Source organism: Ruegeria sp. AB5 (assembly GCF_056542645.1).
In genome coordinates, this window is record NZ_JBQGAE010000007.1 from 25,739 (window position 1) to 42,893 (window position 17,155).

Genomic DNA, 17,155 nt, shown 5'->3' on the forward strand with positions numbered 1-17,155 from the left:
ACATGAAGCGTATCCTGTTCTCAGTTGTGTTTTGTTTTCTGCCTGCGATGGTGCTGGCGGACAAAGTTGCCTTGGTAATTGGCAATGCGAACTACCAACATGTCAGCAATCTCAAAAACCCGTCGAATGATGCGATCGACATTGCAGAGGCATTGCGCAGGATCGGGTTTGAGGTCACAACAGGTCTTGATCTGGATTACCGCGACATGCGCCTTGCCATACGTGACTTTGGAGAAAAGGCAAAAAACGCCGAGTCGGTCATCGTATACTTCGCCGGCCACGGCATCGAGTTGGACAACACGAACTTCCTGATCCCTGTCAGTGCGGAACTGCGGAGCGACCGTGACATCGAACTCGAGGCAATCCGCCTCAACACATTGATTAGCTCCATCGCGGGCGCACCCGGCTTGAAGATCGTGTTGGTTGACGCCTGCCGCAACAATCCATTCCTCGCGACTATGGAGCGCACAAACAGCACCCGCTCAATTGGACGCGGACTTGCACGTATCGATCCGGGAGGTGTGTTGGTTGGATATGCTGCAAGGAGCGGAACGCTGGCGCTTGACGGCGATGGCCGCAACAGCCCCTATGCTCAGGCTCTGCTCAACCACATCGAGGAACCCGGACTTGAGATTGGCAAGTTGTTTCGGCGAGTCCGCGACAGGGTTTACACTCTGACAGAAGGCTATCAGGAGCCATTTACTTATGGCTCGCTTCCCGCCAGAGACATTTTTCTTGTTCCAGATGCGGCTGCAGGCTCGACGCCAGAGGAAGAAATTGAGCGTGTCGAAGACCAGATTTATGCGGACTTTGAACTTGCGCGTTCGCTCGGAAGGCTTGATGCGATCGAGATGTTTCTGGAGCGATACGAAGGCGAAAGGGATCATTTTGCAGTCGCGCTCGCCCTTTCGTTGCGGGACGACTTGCTTGCTGAGCACCAGAAGGACGAAGTGCCGGGCAACAGTAGTACTGCGCGAGACAAAGTAGCAGCTCTTGTGCCGACATCGCCTCAAAGCGCGAAGGATGATACAGAGACGCGCAGCCTGATCCGTGATATACAAACTGAGCTAAATCGCGTTGGCTGCAGCGCTGGCACAGCGGACGGTGTTGCGGGCCCACGCACGAGATCTGCTTTCTCTCGGTATATCAGCGCTAGAGAGAATCTTGGACTGACGCCTGAGAGCCTCGAGACCAGTGAAACTCTTGCCGCACTTCGAGGAGAGCAAGGAAGAGTCTGTAATCAGTTGGTCGCGCCGTCTTTCGCGACTTTTGATGGTGACTACATTGTCTTAATCAGACGCAGATGGGACGATGATTATTGGCAAACAACCAGTCGGCCCGACAAGGCCTATTTCCCCGGAAAAATCGAGCCACTTGCAGCCTTGCGCATCAATCGCAATGGAGACAAGCTGACCTTGCTATCTGCCCAAGGCTTTGCGGCCGAAGGGCCTTGGTTTAGGGACTTCACTGGCAAATTCGATGACTCCGGTCAGTTGAAATTGCGCTTCACATTGAGTTCGCATTTCGGGCAGGCGACACCCTATAAGGTCAATATAAGCGTCAAACTGCCCGAAGGACTTTCGCCAGGAAGAAGGCTTGTCTACGAGCCGCGCAGGATTGACGGGCAGTTTTTTCTGAATTTTCTAATACGCCGTGTCAGTTGAAACTTTAAAGCGATGTCCTTGCCTGCTCCGCAAGAAGACCGTCGCTCTGGGCTCCTCGTCGCTGTTCGCCGCAGATTTCGCCAAGGTCTTGTTTGGGCCGTCCGCGAAGACGGCCCAAGTTGTTAGATTTCAATGGCCTCTGCGATCGCAAGCGCATCTTCCAGCTCAACACCGAGATACCGGACGGTGCTGTCCATCTTGGTGTGCCCAAGTAGCAGCTGGACCGCCCGCAGGTTGCCGGTCTTCTTGTAGATCTGTGTGACTTTTGTCCTCCGCATCGAATGCGTTCCGTATGCACTGGCCTCCAGACCGATCGACGTGACCCAATCCCGGACGATCCGGGCGTACTGGCGTGTCGAGATGTGCAAGCGTTCATGGAAACGACCCGGCCATAGGTACTCCGAGCCGACCATGAGCTCATCTTCCATCCACTTTTCAACCGAGGCGCGTGTGCCTTCGGAGATTTCAAAACGAACCGGCTTCTGCGTTTTGCTTTGCAACACCGAAGCTCGTTCCTTGATCTGGCCGGACGCCATCACGTCGACGACTTTCATCTTCACGAGATCGCAGCCACGCAGTTTGCTGTCGATTGCCATATTGAACAGCGCCAGGTCCCGATGGTTCTCGGCGAGTTCAAGTCGAACACGGATTGCCCAGACGTGTTTTGGTTTCAGTGGCCGTTTTTGCCCAACGATGCGCCCTTTGTTCCAAGCCGGGCGAAGCGCACGAATGGCCGGTAAGTTTGGTGTTTCCATGACTGATCCTCCGATCCGCCATGCCCTCCCACAACGACAACCTGACGTTGACGATGCCTCCATATCACGGGATGCTGCGTCGCATCCGAGGTCGGGGCTGAGCCCAAATTGACCAATTCTGTCGTCAGGATCAATTGGCGCATACTGTCAAGAAGCTGCCACTCAAATTCGCGGATCAACGCAAAGCGAGTGAGAGTTTGCGGTCCGCACGTTCCACCAAATGCTTCAATCGGTGGCAGTTAACTTCGGGTCAGACGAAGATCGCTTCAGACGCCATATGTGCAAGATCGAACCCAGATGAATGCTGCACCAATGCGCGAATTGCGAGATTTTCCAGGCTCTGATGCTCAGGAAACGGGAGTGTGAATCCTACGGGGCAAAAGAATCCTTGACCAATTCCAACATCAGCTCTAGTAAAACTGAAATGACGTTTTGCTAGATGAAACGATTGCGAATGATTATGTGGAGCCGCGCATGTCGCGAAGCCACAAACCAACCAACAGTTCGGGAGGAGCCTGACATGATGAAAGATAACCAAAAACTGAAGCTCACCACGGCGCTAGTGGCAGGTGGCCTGGCCATTGCTTCGCCTGCCTTTGCCGAGGGAGAGGTCGTGTTTGCGTCCTGGGGAGGCTCGTTTCAGGATGCCTTGCGCTCAGCCATGCTGGAACCTGCCGCTGGTGCGCTGAATATCACTGTCAAGGAAGATACGACAAACGGCATTCAGGACGTGCGCGCGCAGATCACGGCGGGTGCCGTTGCATGGGACGTTACAGAACAGGATTTGCCTTCGTGTGAAACCCTGAGCCGGGAAGGCAGCCTTGAGCCGATCGACTATTCGATTGTTGACACCACAGGCATTCCGAAAGAGCTGATCCATGACAATTACATCGGCTTCATCAACTTCACCAAGGTGATTGCCTATCGCAAGGATGCATTTGGCGACAATGGCCCGTCCAATTGGGCAGAGTTCTGGGATCTGGAAAACTTCCCCGGCAAGCGCGGTATGCACGGCAAGGTGAACTATAACCTCGAAGCCGCGCTCATGGCGGATGGTGTGCCGATGGCCGAGATCTATGACACGTTGGCCACGAATGAGGGCAAGGCGCGCGCATGGGACAAGCTGGGTGAGATTGCCCCCGAAGTTACCGTTTGGTATCGCGGCGGGTCGCAATCGGCGCAGTTGCTGCGTGACGGCGAAGTGGACGTGATCCATATGGGCCATAACCGCGTAGAAAGCGTGATCGCGTCGGGCATTGATGTGGCCTATGCCTTTGATGGCGGCACGATGGACGTGGACTGCTTGTTGGTTCCCAAGGGGGCTCCGAATAAAGACAACGCGATGCGCCTTATCAACGAATTGCTGAGCGCCGAAGCACAGGCGAGGCTGGCGGTGACCATGCCGTTGGGTCCGGTGAATTCGGGTGCCTTCGGCACCGGGATAATCTCGGATGAGATGGCAGTGAAGGTCAACACACATCCCGACAACTATGGCAAGCAGCTTCTGGTCGATCCGAACTTTTACATCGGCCAGCTGGGCGAGTTGACCGAAGAGTTTGACACGCTGATCCAACAGTAAAAAATATCTGGGCGCGGCACATCTTGTGCTGCGCCCATTTTTGTCAGGTTAGGAGCCCCCATGTCACCTGCAGCCCACTCCCTTCCCATCGATATATCCAACCTGTGCAAGGCCTACGGATCGGTCAAAGCGCTGAATGACGTGTCTTTGAACATCGCCGCGGGCGAGTTCCTGACATTGCTGGGGCCATCAGGCTCCGGCAAGACGACGCTTTTGATGGCGCTGGCCGGATTTGTGCGTCCTGATGGCGGGTCGATCCGGTTTGGCGAACAGGAAATGATTGCAACGCCGCCCCACAAGCGCGGCCTTGGCATGGTGTTCCAAAGCTATGCGTTGTTTCCGTTCATGACGGTCGCAGAAAACGTGGCTTATCCGTTGAAAATTCGCGGGGTGTCCAAAAGCGATCAGAAGGCCCGCGCCGAGCGCGCGCTGGAGACCGTGCAGCTGGGCGGTTATGGCGACCGGCGCATCACGCAATTATCCGGGGGACAAAGACAGCGCGTGGCCCTTGCCCGCGCCATGGTTTTTGAGCCGCAGATCATTCTGATGGATGAGCCGTTGTCAGCGCTCGACAAGAAGTTGCGCGAACATATGCAAATCGAATTGAAGGCGCTGCATGAAAAGCTGGATGCAACTGTCGTTTACGTGACCCATGACCAGCGCGAAGCCCTGACGATGTCGGACCGGATTGCAGTGGTCAATCATGGGCGGATCGAACAGATCGCGACGCCTGAGCGGCTCTATCGCCAGCCGCATAGTTTCTTTGTGGCGGATTTTATCGGGGAATCCATTTCCCTGCCGGTTAGTGTAGCGAATGACACGGCGCAGCTTGGCGAGCGCGTTCTGAAATCCAATACGCCTATTGCGCTGGGCAGCGGAGGCCATCGTCTGATCATCCGGCCCGAGTTGCTGGAAGTCACAGCAGGCGCGGTGCCAGACGCCGCCAATGACCTGTCCGGCCAAGTGCATGACATCATTTATCAGGGCGACAGCGTTCTAGTGATCGTTCAGCACGACAGCGCTGGTCAGATCAATGTGCGTGTGCCTGCCAATCGCGCGGGCCAAACCGGGTTGCCGTCGAAGGGAGAGCAAATCGGCCTTGCCCTGCATCCCGAAGATACGATCATCGTACCGGAACATGTGGCATGAGTATCGCCGAGACGTATGAAGGTGCTGGGACTCTTCAGAATGCCAGCACGCTCAAATCCGAAGAACGCCGCGAAAAACTGACGTTTCTTGGGCTTTCGATGCCTGCGGTTTTGACGATCTTGATCGTCGTCTTCCTGCCGATTTTCTGGCTGTCTTCGCTGTCGTTTTTCAATGCGGCAGGCGAACTGAGCACGGAAAATTACACGCGCATCTTTAGTAGTGCTCTCTATCGGCGAACCTTTGTCGTCACGTTTCAGATCAGCATTGCCGTGACGGTGATTTGCGTCCTTCTCGGCTACCCGCTGTGCTACTGGCTGACAAAGATGCCGAACAAAACAGCGGCCATTCTGATGGTGTTTGTGCTGGTCCCCTTCTGGACCTCGGTTCTGGTGCGGACCTATGCGTGGCTGGTGCTTTTGCAGCGCAATGGGATCATCAATTCGTCGCTGATGTCACTTGGCATTATCGAAGAACCGCTGCAACTGGCGCACAATCTGACCGGCTCCATCATTGGCATGGTGCATATCATGCTGCCTTTTTTGGTTCTGCCGCTCTACGCCACTATGCGCAATATTGACGGCGACCTGGTCCGAGCCGCCGTGGGCCTTGGTTCCAGCCCGCGCGGGGCCTTTTGGCGGGTATTTTTCCCAATGTCCCTGCCGGGCCTTTTTGCCGGCATCGTGCTGGTTTTCATCCTGTCGCTTGGGTTCTTTGTCACACCGGCTTTGCTGGGCGGTGGCCGGGTTCAGATGCTGGCGCAGCGTATCGAAAGCACCATCACAGTCTATTCGAACTGGGGGGCCGCATCAGCCCTGGGCGTGGTCCTGCTGTTGCTGGCGCTGGCGATGATCTGGCTGATGAACCGTGTCTTCGGGCTCGACAAACTGTTTATGCGCTGAGGATCTGAAAATGGAACAAGTCGGACAACGTAAAATCGACGGCCTGTGGCTGACAGTGGTCGGCATTGCTGTGCTGTTCTTTCTCATCCTGCCCACGCTGATCGTTATCCCGATGTCGTTTTCGGGGGCATCCTATCTGGAATTCCCGCCGACATCGCTCTCGTTTCGCTGGTACGTGGCCTATGTCACGTCGCCGGAATGGATGAGCGCAACAAAGACCTCGCTGATCGCGGCGGCGCTGACCACGGCAATCGCGACGCCCCTGGGCTCACTTTGTGCCTATGGTCTGCATTGCTCTGCGCCTCGTATCAGGAGCGCGGCTCAAATCCTTGTGATCATGCCGATTGTCGTGCCAGTGATCCTGATCGCTGTTGGAGTGTTCAGCCTCTATGCCAAGCTGGGGCTCAATTACACACTGACCGGGATCGTGATCGCCCATACTGCGCTGGCGCTGCCATTCGTGATCGTGACGGTGATGTCGGGATTGCAGAATTATGATTTCGATCAGGAGCTTGCAGCGCGCAGCTTAGGGGCGTCCCGTGCATACGCATTGTGGACAATCACCGTACCGCAGGTGAAATTCTCGATCCAGACAGGGGCTTTTCTGGCATTTATCACGTCGCTGGACGAGGTTGTGATCTCGATGCTGGTCTCGGGCGGGGAAAACGCCACAATCACCCGGCGCATGTTCAATTCACTGCGTGATCAGCTTGATCCGACAATCGCGGCGATCTCGACCTGTCTGATTGTCGTGTCCATCACGGCGCTTATCGGTGTGCAGATGATCGGGCGTCGGAAAGACAAGGCACAATGATGCGGGTCTTATTTTTCGCCAAACTCCACCCGAATCTGGCGGGCGGCATCAAGGACCGCCGCGCGATACTTTTCGACGGCTGTGTCATTGAAGCGGACGCGCAGGCCGGACAAGCTGATCGCGCCCAGCAATTCATCTTCGAACCCAAGAACAGGAACCGACAGTCCGGCGACGTCAGGATCGCGTTCACCAAGGCTGAGATAATACCCGGCCTTTCGGATGCTGGCCGCCTGTTTTCCCTGCCGGATGGAATAAGCATCCAGCACCTGACCCGAAGAGCCCATGCTCAGCGGAATGATCTCGCCCTCCTGAACGTGATCCCGCGCAAGCCTTGGCGAATTGACCCGGTAGAGGCACACGCCAGAGTTGCCGCGTTGCACATAAAACGACGCACTTTCGCCGGTCGCATTCACCAAATTCGCAAGCACCGGTCGCACAATTGGCCCCATCCGCAGGTTTTGGCGAAACACGGATCCAAGACGCCACAAAGACGGCCCGAGGTGAAACAGACCCTCGGCGTCTCGCGTAATATGACCAAACTTTTCAAGCGACACGCTCAGACGCAGAATTGTCGCCTTGTTGACCCCGCTGCGGTCCGCAACCTCCTTCAAAGAGAGGCCTGCATCGCCCGGCTCAAAGATGTCCAGCACACGCAATGCGCGCTCTACCGCTTCGACACCACCATTGGCGTCAGGGGATCGGGGCTTGTCGGGCATAGGCAGACCTTTCGACGCAAATCCGTCGCTTTTTATAGCCGGTTTGAGCGCAATTGGAAATCGCAAATAACGAAGGCGTCTGGCAATGAATAGCGCGCGGAAACAAATGATAACAGCTGGTTATGCGGACCTTCCTTTTGGCATTCATTCGCAATGTAAGGCTGATTGTGTTGGGGTTATGGGCGTTCCGAGCGAAGTTAACACCGGGCCCCGATCCGGCACCTCTCTGGCACCCGATGCGCTGCGCAAAATGACTGCCCAACTTGGGATCGGACTGCCTGTAGATGGTCGGGATCTTGGCAATCTGGACCTGTCAGGGGATTGGCCTGCCGCGTTGGAACAACTTGTGACGCAAATGGTGGATCACGGTGTTGTACCCGTTGTCTTGGGTGGCGCGTCTGATGTCGCCTCGGGTGTGCTGGGGGCCTTGCCTGATCTGCCAGTTGTCGCGGCCATGCCGTTGGCCCGGCGTGATATCGCGACGCGAACAGCCAACACGATCTGGGTGGGATTGAACGGCGATCAACCTGCTGGTGTCTGGGATCTGATCAGCCAGCGCAAGATGGATTGGCGCACCGCGCGGCAGTTGGATGAAGGGCACGGCGACTATTCTGACACGCCCGAGCGCGCTGTCTTGTGGATCGACATATCGGTCATTGATCTGGGGCATGCAGCTGGCAGCGTCGGCCTAAATCCCGGCGGGATGAAACCTGAAACGCTGGTTTCCGTCATTGGTGCCATGTCCTGTAAATGGCAGGCGATTGTGATCACCGGCCTTGCGCCTGCGCGCGACACCAGGGGAATGTCGGAACTGGCGGCGATCGAAACCCTGAACGCGGCGTTGCACAATGAGTGAAGCGGCGCAAATACAGTTTGACGCGATCCCCAGTTTTCTGGGCGCATCCATTGGCGATCTGGAAGATCTCGTGCCCGGTCAGGTCGCGATTGCAGGCTATTTTTGTGACAATCTCGCCCGGCCATCGGCAGGGCAACGCTATCTCGCGCGCCAGCTTCGGTATGCGTCCTGCCCCACAGTAACACCCGCGAATGCAATTGACCTTGGGGACGTGAACGTCTTTCCGCTAGAACCTGACAAGCATTTTCTCGCAGTTGCCTCGCAATGTGAATCGGTTCTTGAAACCGGTGCCCGCATGGTGTTGGTAGGCGGCGATTCCAGCGGTTTGGAAGCGCTTGACGTCGCCGCAAGACAGGTCACAGGTGCGGATGTTCCCATCATTGGGGTCAATGGCGGCGCAGTGAGCCATTTGCCCCGCACCCAACCGGTCATCCTGTCTGTGGATTTACAAGAGCTTGCGGGCAAATGGGTATCGCACCCGCATCGCCTGACGGGAATGTCACCAGCACAAATGATCGCGCAAATTGACGCCACCCCGGGCGATACCATCGCGGCTGCGGTTTTTGGGCTTGCCCCGGAACTGGACAACCGTGGCAAGGCTGAAACCCGCGCTGCACTGGCGATCCTGCAAGCGGTCACAGCTCGTCTTGAGAAAGGAGCAGGCTGATGCCTCTACGTTCGGCCCCGTTGCCGCGCATGGCAGGGCATCTGTCGTTCATGCGCTCTCAGACCAAAGCAATCGGCGACGTCCGGTCTGGAGATCTGGCCGTACTGGGCATCCCGTTTGAAGATACAAACGCACCTCATGCAGGGCAATCTCTGGCGCCGCGTGCATTACGCGAAACCTCGGTCTATTTCGGTTGGCACGCAAATCCACAATTCAGTCACCCCGTAGATATCGATGCGCGTCAGGATATCAGTACCGATGGCCTGCACGAGCGGCTTTGTGATCTCGGAGATATTGCACCGGGGTCCGAAGATGCGATCCACGCGGCCTTGAAGGCGGCCATGCGTCAGATCAGCGACAATGGCGCCTGTGCAATCTTTTTGGGCGGATCAGATCGCATGTCCGAGACGGCGCGGAGCGCGCTCCCTCATTGTCAGACAGTGCAGCTTGGCGGTACACCAGCCGATGCGCGCGATTTTCATATTGCGCCCTTGCCGAACGGAACGACCACGCCGGTAAATAGAGATACTGCCGCGCAGCGTGCCGCGTTTTCAGAGTGGCGGGATCCATCAAAGCCGTTGTTTGTTCGGTTTGATCTCTCGGTGTTTGAAACATCGCTCAGTGCGCTTTGTGATCGGCCCCGTTTGGGGGGCTGCGATCTTGCGACGGTGGTGCAATGGCTTGAGCTTTTGGGACGGCACGAGGTCAGCGCCATTATGTTGACCGGTCTGAATCCGAACCGTCCCGGAATGGGTGTCGTGAAGGTTGGCCAACGCCTGATGGTCACGGCTCTTCTGGCGTTTATCTATGCGCGCCTCGGCTTTGGGATTGATTTTCCGCGCCGCCAAACTTCCAAGGAAAAAGTACTGACATGACTGCAGCGATAACGACATTTCTCCCGCCTCTGGCACAACCGGGGTATCGGCTGTTTGATGGGCCTCTGCTCGATGCCGCCGACGTCCGTCCGGGCCAAATCGGTGTGGTGGGTATGCCCAGCGATTGGACACATTCAAGCCGGCTCGGAACCAGGTTTGGTCCCGAGGCGCTGCGTAAGGCAACGACGGTATTGCAATCCATGCGACCGCAGGGGGTCAGTTTTGATCCAGATACGGGCCAAAGAAGCGCAACGGCCAGCGACTGGCTCGTGGATTGCGGGGATGCAGTGATCACCCCTGAGGATGTAGACGCAACCACCGAGGCCATTGCCGCAATGACCGAGGCGCTGAGCGTTGGAGGGGCGATCCCTCTGGCACTGGGCGGTGATCACTATAATAGCTTCCCGGCCTGCCTTGGCTATTCCCGTGGGTTGGCCAAACGCGCACCAAATGCACGTTTTGGGTATATCCAGATCGACGGTCATCTGGATTTCTCTGACCGGCTTGGCGCGTGGGGCAGCCATAACCACGCAACCAATGCCCGTCGGATTTCCGAACTGCCCAATGTCGACGTGTCCAATATGGTTTGGGTCGGGATCACCGGTTGGGTCGACAGCGGTGAACTCGCCTTGATCGAAGAGCAGGGCGGTCGGGTGTTTTCGGCTGGCGACGTACATAAATTGGGGACGGCAGAGGCAATTCGTCAGGCGTTGGAGCATGCCATGAAGGGATGTGACGAACTGTATCTGTCAATCGACATCGATGCGATGGACGCTGGCTACCTCCCCGGCACCGGCTCAATCGTTCATAGCGGTATTACACCGCGTCAGTATTACGATCTGCTGGATGGGCTGGCCGAGGCCCCGTTGGGTGGACTGGATATTGTTGAGGTGTCCCCTCCTCTTGATCCGTCGGAGCGTACCGAATTTCTGGCTGCAGAAATGTTGTTCCGGATCCTGCGTCGCTTCCGCACACAACCTGTGACCGGGGCGGTGACAGAGCAATGATGGACTACAAAGGAACAGAGCAGCTGGGTGGGTTTTCCCATGCAGGAAAAACACTTGCGCCCGCGACACGGCCCTGGATCACAGACCTGTCAGCGCTTTGCCCTTACGAGGGCCTGCAACCCGGGAACCTACCGGAATTTGAACGCGACCCGAATTGGGACAACTGGGCGCTCACCGACAGTCCCAAAGACCCGAACCTGCGCCTGAACTGGCATCTATTTGAGGACGGTGGAAGAAGATTGATGGTCGCCGACCGGATGCTTATGAGCCGCGTCAGCTGGCAGGATCTGGATGATGCGGGGTATGTCCATGGCACAGAGCTGTCGATTGATGGACGCCTGTTTCGCTGCCGGTTGCTTACGGGGGGGGATACGCCCTGTAGTGACCCTTTTCAGGGGGCGACGCGCCCCAATGAATGGGATGCGCTGGTGGGGGGCAGCGGGGCGTTGAACGCTCCGCAACCGGACCCGGCCAATAGTACAGCACCGCTTTGCCCGGATCATCTGACCTCGCCTCATAACCGTTTGTGGAACTGGTTCGGCGCGGTCAGCTGGACCGCCGAACCGGTTGCCAGACGGGCCGATGGGCGGGTGTGCAGGGGCTATCATGGCCCGACCTATTTTTACGTGAATACTGTGGACCACCGGCATGAAGATATCGGGTGGCGACCAGTTCTTGAGGAAGCGCTATGACTGCAAACCCCTTTGCCAACTTTATCGCCGGATCATGGGTTGCTAGCAGCGACGCGGCCCCCAATGTCAACCCGTCCGACCTGAACGACACGATCGGCGAGTATGCCCGGGCAAGCGCCGATCAAACGGTTGACGCAATCGAGGCCGCGGCCGCGGCCCTGCCGAATTGGCGCAAGACATCGCCTCTGGTCCGGTTCGAAGCGCTCGACCGGATCGGGTCGGAAATCCTCGCCCGTGTAGACGAGCTGGGCGATATGCTGGCCCGCGAAGAGGGCAAAACCTTGCCCGAAGCCAAGGCCGAAGCGCATCGCGCCGGGCATTTGTTCAAATATTTCGCGGCTGAGGCGTATCGTGCGACCGGCGACACCTACCAATCTCTGCGCGAAGGTGTGTCGCTAAATGTTGTACGCGAGCCAATCGGCGTTGTGGGCGTAATCACGCCCTGGAATTTCCCACTGGCGATCCCCGCATGGAAAATCGCACCCGCTCTGGCCTATGGCAATACGGTTGTGTTCAAACCTGCCGAACTGGTGCCCGGATCGGCATGGATGTTGTCCGATATTATTGCCCGTGCGGGCGTGCCTGAGGGGGTGTTCAACCTTGTGATGGGAAAAGGCCGTGAGGTTGGGGAGGCAATCGTTACGCACCCCAAGGTGTCCGGGGTCACATTCACCGGTTCCACACCCGTCGGTCGCCATATGGGGGCGGCGCTGTTTGCGCGAGGAGCGAAAATGCAGCTGGAGATGGGGGGGAAGAACCCCTTGATCGTGCTGGATGACGCCGATCTGGATCTGGCGGTGCACTGCGCCGTTCAGGGCAGCTTTTTCTCAACCGGACAACGCTGCACAGCGTCTTCCCGCCTGATTGTGACCGAGGGCATTCACGACGCATTTGTTGACCGTCTTTGCGCGGCAATGAAAGACCTTCGGATCGGTGATGCGCGCGCTCCGGAAACCCAGATTGGTCCGGTCGCCAGTGAAGCGCAGCTCGCCATCGACAAACGATACGTGTCTCAGGCTGTGGATGACGGTGCAACGCTTGCCGCAGGTGGTGGCGAGGTCAAATCCAAAACAACCGGCCATTACTTTGCGCCTGCGTTGTTTACGGATGTGTCACCCGACGCAGCCGTGGCACGAGACGAAATCTTTGGGCCCATCGCCGCCGTGTTACGCGTGCCGGATTACGACGCCGCCCTGGCCACGTCCAACGACTGCGAATTTGGATTGTCCGCAGGAATTGTCACGCGGGATCCCGCCAAAATCGATCACTTCTCGCAGAACGCCGAAGCAGGCATGATACAAGTCAATCTGCCCACCGCCGGCATGGATTTCCACGCACCCTTTACGGGCCGAAAGGGATCCTCTTATGGTGCACCGGAAAAAGGCAGCTATTGCCGCGAGTTTTTCACGGCGGCCAAGGTTGTACACGCGGGGCGCGGATAATGTCGCAGACACCTTTGAAGGGCATTCGTGTTCTTGATCTGACCAATGTCCTTGCCGGTCCGTTCTGTTGTCATCATCTGGCGCATCTGGGCGGCGAGGTTATCAAGGTCGAAGCCGTCGGTCGGGGCGATCTCGCCCGCCAACTGGGGGCCGACCCAGAGCTGAACAAAGTCAACATGGGCGTGTCCTTTCTCGCCCAGAACGCGGGCAAGAAATCGGTCACGGTCAACCTCAAGAACCCACGGGGTCGAGAGATTTTTCTGAAACTGGTCGAAACTGCAGATGTCGTGGTTGAAAACTTCCGGCCCGGCGTCATGACGCGCCTCGGCGTGGGCTACCAGACCCTGAAAGAGGCCAATCCGACCCTCATCTATTGTGCTATCTCCGGCTTTGGCCAAGAGGGCCCGTGGATACGCCGCCCGGCTTATGACCAGATCATACAGGGAACCTCGGGTGTGATGTCGATCACCGGGGATAGCGACAGCGCGCCGCTGCGCGTTGGATATCCGGTGGCAGACACTGTGGGGGGCATCACCGCAGCCTTTGCGATTTCATCTGCTCTGAACGCCAATCCGCGCGGCACCTTTATTGATGTGTCGATGCTGGAATCGGTGCTGGCGACAATGGGCTGGGTGGTGTCGAACTATCTGATCGCCGGCGTCAATCCGACTGCCAATGGCAATGAAAACCCCACTTCGGCGCCTTCCGGTGCGTTTGAAGCGAAGGGCGGGTTGATCAACATTGCCGCAAACAAAGACCAGCAATGGGAGCTACTGACGGACCACCTGGGATTGGCCGCGCTGCGCGAGCGGCCTGAATATGCCACGCGCGAGGATCGCAAACGCAATAGGCTGGCTCTGAAAACTGAGCTGGAGACCGTGTTGAAGACCCGGTCACCGCGCGACTGGGCCAAGGAACTCAATAGCATTGGTGTGCCATCAGGAGCGGTTTTGACAGTGCCGGAAGTATTGGAAATGCCGCAGGTTGCAGACCGCGGTTTCCTCGACCAGTTTGAAAACGTCCCCGGCGTCGGACGCGACATTCAGGTTGCCACGACCGGGATCAAATTGGACGGCAGCGCGCCCACCGTCGATGCACCACCGCCCACATTGGGGCAGCACAACTCTCAAATCTGGAGCGAGTTAGGTCTTTCACCGGAAGACATTGAAAAACTGGCAAAGGATGGCGCGATATGACGGACCCCGCAGGACGCAATGACGCCGATGCCATTTGCCACTGGTGGCGCACCGAAATTATCGACATGGCTCCGGGGCGGATCGCCTTTCGCGGCCACCCGATCCAGGACCTGATCGGAAACGTCAGCTTTGCTCAGATGATCTGGCTCATGGTGCGCGGCAATTTGCCCACGCCAGAACAGGCGGCGCTTTTTGAATGCGCGCTGGTGGCGGGCGTGGATCATGGTCCGCAGGCGCCATCGATAGCCGCAGCGCGTATGGCCGCGACCTGTGGGCTGGGGCTCAACAACGTCATGGCCACCGGGGTCAACATGTTGGGTGACGTGCATGGCGGCGCCGGTGAACAATGCGCCGAGCTTTATTTCGACGTCGCCAAACGGATGGATGACGGCGCTGAACAGGAAGTTGCCGTCCGCGACGGTATCGCCGCCTGGTGTGAGGAAAATGGCAAGATCGTCTCGGGTTTTGGCCACCGTTTCCACAAGCCCGTCGATCCCCGCGCACCGCGATTGATGGCGTTGGTACGCGAGGCCGCGATGTCAGGCACTGTAGAAGGGCGATTTGCCGATATCGGTGAAGCTATACAGACGGAAATCGGACGTAAGCGCGGTGCCGATATCGCGATGAATATCGATGGGGCCACGGCTGTTATCTTTTGCGAATTGGGGTTCCCGGCACCGCTTTCCCGGGGATTGTTCTGTCTTTCCCGCTCGGTTGGCGTCTTGTCTCATGGCTGGGAACAGATTCAACAGGGCGGGCGGAACAAGGGGCCAATGCCGCCGCGTTATCTGCCGGAATATATTGGTGTCAAATCGGAGCGCTAACCCGATGACCATTGATGGTGCGAACGCCTAAATTCACACCGAACTTGGCATTGAAGCGCCACTGGCGTGTGGACTGTTTTGCCGGTCTCGGTCATTGGGCATCCCCCCCTAGAAGCAGACCCAACATGTTAGTCTGAACAAAGATTCACTTCTTTGGTGTTGTCTTTGAAGGTATTTCAATCCAGGCGAGAATCGATACATTTTCACGCTTGTTCTGACGTCAGCGAAGCGCACCGAGCTGCCATCGCGACAAGCGCGGCGAATTCACACTTGGTCCGCGATGCGTGAGTTTGTCGATCGCTGGATTTCGCAGTCGCAGCTAAAGTCCGGTCTGGTGGGCCGCACCGCAGCGATGCGCGCCCTCGGTCAACGGCAGCAAAGGGCCGATCTCCTAACAAGTTGTGGAAAGAAATTACGGGATCACCTTAGATCTCAGCGTTATCGCTCAGATTGAACCAAGTTGGCTATGCTAGTTCGCTGATCATCGATTTCAGATGGCGCATGTCGGTACCGCAGCATCCTCCAAATACTTGGATCGACGGATTCTGCCTCGCAATCGCGGCAATCTGTTTACCAAGTTCAGCTGGATCGCCTTCGTCCAGCTCATCTGCTTCGTCAAGTTCCGCATGCGAGCAACTCGAAGCGTTCGCCACAAGGCCTCTCAGCCGGGGGTGGTTGCCAAGCGCTCCGGCGAAATGGGTAGGGTGAGCGCAGTTGACCATAAAAAACAGCGCCGCCGAGTCGGTTGCTGCGTCGATCTGGTCAATTCCGTCCACAAGTTTGGTCCCGTCTGCCAGGCACCCGTCTGTCTCAACAACCAGAGACATGATGATCGGCAGTTCAGCGTCCCGGGCGGCGAGGATGCATCCCGCTGCCTCGCTTGGGCGGTTGAATGTATAAGCGGTGACCAGATCGAGGCTTGTGTCTTTCAGGCTGTGCATTTGAGCGGCGTGGTATTGACGTGCATCTTCGACGGGTACCGGCGGGATGTCGGCGTAAGGATCATGGCGCGGGCCGATGCAGGCCGACACCAGTACATCATCGCGAGCGGCAGCTTGGCGCACGTCTTCCATTAGACTGACCGCATCTTTGTTTACTTCGGCGAGCCGCTCTGCATCGTACCCCAAGGGCGCTGCCCGGTCGGCGTTCGCCATCCATGTGGGCGCATCAAGGATGCATCCGACATTCATTTCACGGGCCAGATCGACAAGAGCCTGCATTTGACCGGCCAGTATCACCCTGGTGCCAGGTTCTTCCAGCAATGGAAACGACGCGAAACCGGGAAGCTCAATTCCATGATTGAAAATCAGGTCGGTGCCAGTGCCGGCGTAAACCAGAAAGGGCTTGTTACCTTCGAGTGGGAGCTGTCGCGCCATTCTGATCCACGCCTATTGCCGTTACCTCTACACAAGAAACCTACTTTGTCTCGGGCCTCCTGTGAACCTTAGGACTGCGACAGGGTGTATTCCGTCACTCTGATCCCCACGCCAGGCCAAACACCAGGTCATGTCTCGGTCGAAATCACCAGTGGCGACCGGCGCGCTCTGATTACAGGTGATGCAATCCATACAACCGCCCAGTGCTGGCATCCCGAGTGGCATTTTATGTTTGATTCCGATGCTGAGATGGCCGTGACATCCCGTCGGAAACTGTTGGAAAGCGCCTCGGAAACGGGATGTATTGTGCTGGGAAACCACTTCGCTTTGCCGTCTATTGGTCGGGTGAAGGCGGACAACGACGCGTTTCGCTGGGAGGACTAGCCCAGGTTGTATTTTGATGTGCGCGGGTCTGTTGTGGGATGGCGGCTGACGTGAAAGTTCGACGCGCCGCGCAGCTTACAGGCAATGATCGGCGAAACTAAATCTCGAACCCATTGGGCTATGTCACATTCCCTTGAATTCTTGTTTCACAAGCTTTCTCTCTTCACCATTTTGTGAAAGCCTGAAGCAGTTATGAGTGACAGAGTGTGCAATTTTCAGAAAACAGTGGTTCTTTCTGAACTCCAATCAGCTCTCTTGGA

General features: G+C 57.1%; 17 protein-coding genes. 14 read left to right on the forward strand and 3 right to left on the reverse strand.

All coding sequences use genetic code 11. The features are described from left to right. Positions 1-2 precede the first annotated feature (2 nt). Positions 3-1,664 (forward strand): caspase family protein, encoded by a 1,662-nt coding sequence (locus tag ACR0L4_RS13515; protein WP_170417841.1) that lies wholly within the window; start codon positions 3-5, stop codon positions 1,662-1,664. A gap of 122 nt (positions 1,665-1,786) precedes the next feature. Here ACR0L4_RS13515 and ACR0L4_RS13520 read toward each other — a convergent pair whose 3' ends face one another. Further along, a complete protein-coding gene (locus tag ACR0L4_RS13520; RefSeq protein ID WP_093037018.1) occupies positions 1,787-2,419 on the reverse strand; it encodes a tyrosine-type recombinase/integrase in 633 nt (210 codons plus the stop codon). Positions 2,420-2,939: 520 nt separating this feature from the next. On the opposite strand from ACR0L4_RS13520, the gene ACR0L4_RS13525 reads away from it, so the two are divergent. The 4 genes from ACR0L4_RS13525 to ACR0L4_RS13540 are packed head-to-tail and all read left to right on the forward strand — an operon-like array spanning position 2,940 to position 6,860. Further along, complete coding sequence (locus ACR0L4_RS13525; protein WP_170417838.1) at positions 2,940-3,998, forward strand: ABC transporter substrate-binding protein; 1,059 nt, start codon at positions 2,940-2,942, stop codon at positions 3,996-3,998. 60 nt (positions 3,999-4,058) lie between these two features. Continuing rightward, on the forward strand, positions 4,059-5,147 hold the full coding sequence (locus ACR0L4_RS13530) for an ABC transporter ATP-binding protein (RefSeq protein ID WP_170417835.1): 1,089 nt from the start codon (positions 4,059-4,061) through the stop codon (positions 5,145-5,147). Next, entirely contained in the window at positions 5,144-6,046 is a 903-nt protein-coding gene (locus ACR0L4_RS13535; RefSeq protein ID WP_170417832.1) for an ABC transporter permease, read from the forward strand. The genes ACR0L4_RS13530 and ACR0L4_RS13535 overlap by 4 nt, the downstream gene beginning before the upstream one ends. A 10-nt stretch (positions 6,047-6,056) precedes the next feature. Beyond that, on the forward strand, positions 6,057-6,860 hold the full coding sequence (locus ACR0L4_RS13540; protein WP_170417829.1) for an ABC transporter permease: 804 nt from the start codon (positions 6,057-6,059) through the stop codon (positions 6,858-6,860). An 8-nt stretch (positions 6,861-6,868) separates the two neighbouring features. On the opposite strand, the gene ACR0L4_RS13545 is transcribed toward ACR0L4_RS13540, so the two are convergent. After that, positions 6,869-7,576, reverse strand: a complete 708-nt coding sequence (locus ACR0L4_RS13545) for an IclR family transcriptional regulator (RefSeq protein ID WP_170417827.1) — start codon at positions 7,574-7,576, stop codon at positions 6,869-6,871. Between the two features lie 178 nt (positions 7,577-7,754). On the opposite strand from ACR0L4_RS13545, the gene ACR0L4_RS13550 reads away from it, so the two are divergent. The 8 genes from ACR0L4_RS13550 to ACR0L4_RS13585 are packed head-to-tail and all read left to right on the forward strand — an operon-like array spanning position 7,755 to position 15,135. After that, positions 7,755-8,432, forward strand: coding sequence for an arginase family protein (locus ACR0L4_RS13550; RefSeq protein WP_170474326.1), 678 nt, complete (start codon positions 7,755-7,757; stop codon positions 8,430-8,432). Next, positions 8,425-9,099 (forward strand): hypothetical protein, encoded by a 675-nt coding sequence (locus ACR0L4_RS13555; RefSeq protein WP_170417821.1) that lies wholly within the window; start codon positions 8,425-8,427, stop codon positions 9,097-9,099. Before ACR0L4_RS13550 ends, ACR0L4_RS13555 begins: the two co-directional genes overlap by 8 nt. Then, entirely contained in the window at positions 9,099-9,974 is an 876-nt protein-coding gene (locus tag ACR0L4_RS13560; protein ID WP_170417818.1) for an arginase family protein, read from the forward strand. Before ACR0L4_RS13555 ends, ACR0L4_RS13560 begins: the two co-directional genes overlap by 1 nt. Then, positions 9,971-10,981, forward strand: coding sequence for an agmatinase family protein (locus ACR0L4_RS13565; protein ID WP_170417815.1), 1,011 nt, complete (start codon positions 9,971-9,973; stop codon positions 10,979-10,981). The genes ACR0L4_RS13560 and ACR0L4_RS13565 overlap by 4 nt, the downstream gene beginning before the upstream one ends. Beyond that, on the forward strand, positions 10,978-11,673 hold the full coding sequence (locus ACR0L4_RS13570; RefSeq protein WP_170417812.1) for a hypothetical protein: 696 nt from the start codon (positions 10,978-10,980) through the stop codon (positions 11,671-11,673). Before ACR0L4_RS13565 ends, ACR0L4_RS13570 begins: the two co-directional genes overlap by 4 nt. Further along, the gene (locus ACR0L4_RS13575; protein ID WP_170417809.1) at positions 11,670-13,115 is read left to right on the forward strand and encodes an aldehyde dehydrogenase family protein; all 1,446 of its coding nucleotides are present in this window, start codon (positions 11,670-11,672) and stop codon (positions 13,113-13,115) included. Before ACR0L4_RS13570 ends, ACR0L4_RS13575 begins: the two co-directional genes overlap by 4 nt. Next, the gene (locus ACR0L4_RS13580) at positions 13,115-14,311 is read left to right on the forward strand and encodes a CaiB/BaiF CoA transferase family protein (RefSeq protein WP_170417806.1); all 1,197 of its coding nucleotides are present in this window, start codon (positions 13,115-13,117) and stop codon (positions 14,309-14,311) included. Before ACR0L4_RS13575 ends, ACR0L4_RS13580 begins: the two co-directional genes overlap by 1 nt. Beyond that, positions 14,308-15,135, forward strand: a complete 828-nt coding sequence (locus ACR0L4_RS13585) for a citryl-CoA lyase (protein WP_170417803.1) — start codon at positions 14,308-14,310, stop codon at positions 15,133-15,135. Before ACR0L4_RS13580 ends, ACR0L4_RS13585 begins: the two co-directional genes overlap by 4 nt. A gap of 464 nt (positions 15,136-15,599) precedes the next feature. Here the strand turns inward: ACR0L4_RS13585 and ACR0L4_RS13590 are convergent, their stop codons facing one another. Then, positions 15,600-16,511 (reverse strand): homocysteine S-methyltransferase family protein, encoded by a 912-nt coding sequence (locus ACR0L4_RS13590; RefSeq protein ID WP_170417800.1) that lies wholly within the window; start codon positions 16,509-16,511, stop codon positions 15,600-15,602. 84 nt (positions 16,512-16,595) lie between these two features. Between ACR0L4_RS13590 and ACR0L4_RS13595 the strand changes: the two genes are divergently transcribed. Further along, positions 16,596-16,895, forward strand: coding sequence for an MBL fold metallo-hydrolase (locus tag ACR0L4_RS13595; RefSeq protein ID WP_170417797.1), 300 nt, complete (start codon positions 16,596-16,598; stop codon positions 16,893-16,895). Positions 16,896-17,155: the final 260 nt, after the last annotated feature.

Excerpts from the sequence above, each read along its gene's own strand:
- ACR0L4_RS13545 (WP_170417827.1), bottom strand. The coding sequence starts at position 7,576 with ATGCCCGACAAGCCCCGATCCCCTGACGCCAATGGTGGTGTCGAAGCG.
- ACR0L4_RS13575 (WP_170417809.1), top strand. The coding sequence starts at position 11,670 with ATGACTGCAAACCCCTTTGCCAACTTTATCGCCGGATCATGGGTTGCT.
- ACR0L4_RS13565 (WP_170417815.1), top strand. The coding sequence starts at position 9,971 with ATGACTGCAGCGATAACGACATTTCTCCCGCCTCTGGCACAACCGGGG.
- ACR0L4_RS13590 (WP_170417800.1), bottom strand. The coding sequence starts at position 16,511 with ATGGCGCGACAGCTCCCACTCGAAGGTAACAAGCCCTTTCTGGTTTAC.
- ACR0L4_RS13555 (WP_170417821.1), top strand. The coding sequence starts at position 8,425 with ATGAGTGAAGCGGCGCAAATACAGTTTGACGCGATCCCCAGTTTTCTG.
- ACR0L4_RS13520 (WP_093037018.1), bottom strand. The coding sequence starts at position 2,419 with ATGGAAACACCAAACTTACCGGCCATTCGTGCGCTTCGCCCGGCTTGG.
- ACR0L4_RS13560 (WP_170417818.1), top strand. The coding sequence starts at position 9,099 with ATGCCTCTACGTTCGGCCCCGTTGCCGCGCATGGCAGGGCATCTGTCG.
- ACR0L4_RS13580 (WP_170417806.1), top strand. The coding sequence starts at position 13,115 with ATGTCGCAGACACCTTTGAAGGGCATTCGTGTTCTTGATCTGACCAAT.
- ACR0L4_RS13535 (WP_170417832.1), top strand. The coding sequence starts at position 5,144 with ATGAGTATCGCCGAGACGTATGAAGGTGCTGGGACTCTTCAGAATGCC.
- ACR0L4_RS13570 (WP_170417812.1), top strand. The coding sequence starts at position 10,978 with ATGATGGACTACAAAGGAACAGAGCAGCTGGGTGGGTTTTCCCATGCA.
- ACR0L4_RS13540 (WP_170417829.1), top strand. The coding sequence starts at position 6,057 with ATGGAACAAGTCGGACAACGTAAAATCGACGGCCTGTGGCTGACAGTG.
- ACR0L4_RS13585 (WP_170417803.1), top strand. The coding sequence starts at position 14,308 with ATGACGGACCCCGCAGGACGCAATGACGCCGATGCCATTTGCCACTGG.
- ACR0L4_RS13550 (WP_170474326.1), top strand. The coding sequence starts at position 7,755 with ATGGGCGTTCCGAGCGAAGTTAACACCGGGCCCCGATCCGGCACCTCT.
- ACR0L4_RS13525 (WP_170417838.1), top strand. The coding sequence starts at position 2,940 with ATGATGAAAGATAACCAAAAACTGAAGCTCACCACGGCGCTAGTGGCA.
- ACR0L4_RS13515 (WP_170417841.1), top strand. The coding sequence starts at position 3 with ATGAAGCGTATCCTGTTCTCAGTTGTGTTTTGTTTTCTGCCTGCGATG.
- ACR0L4_RS13530 (WP_170417835.1), top strand. The coding sequence starts at position 4,059 with ATGTCACCTGCAGCCCACTCCCTTCCCATCGATATATCCAACCTGTGC.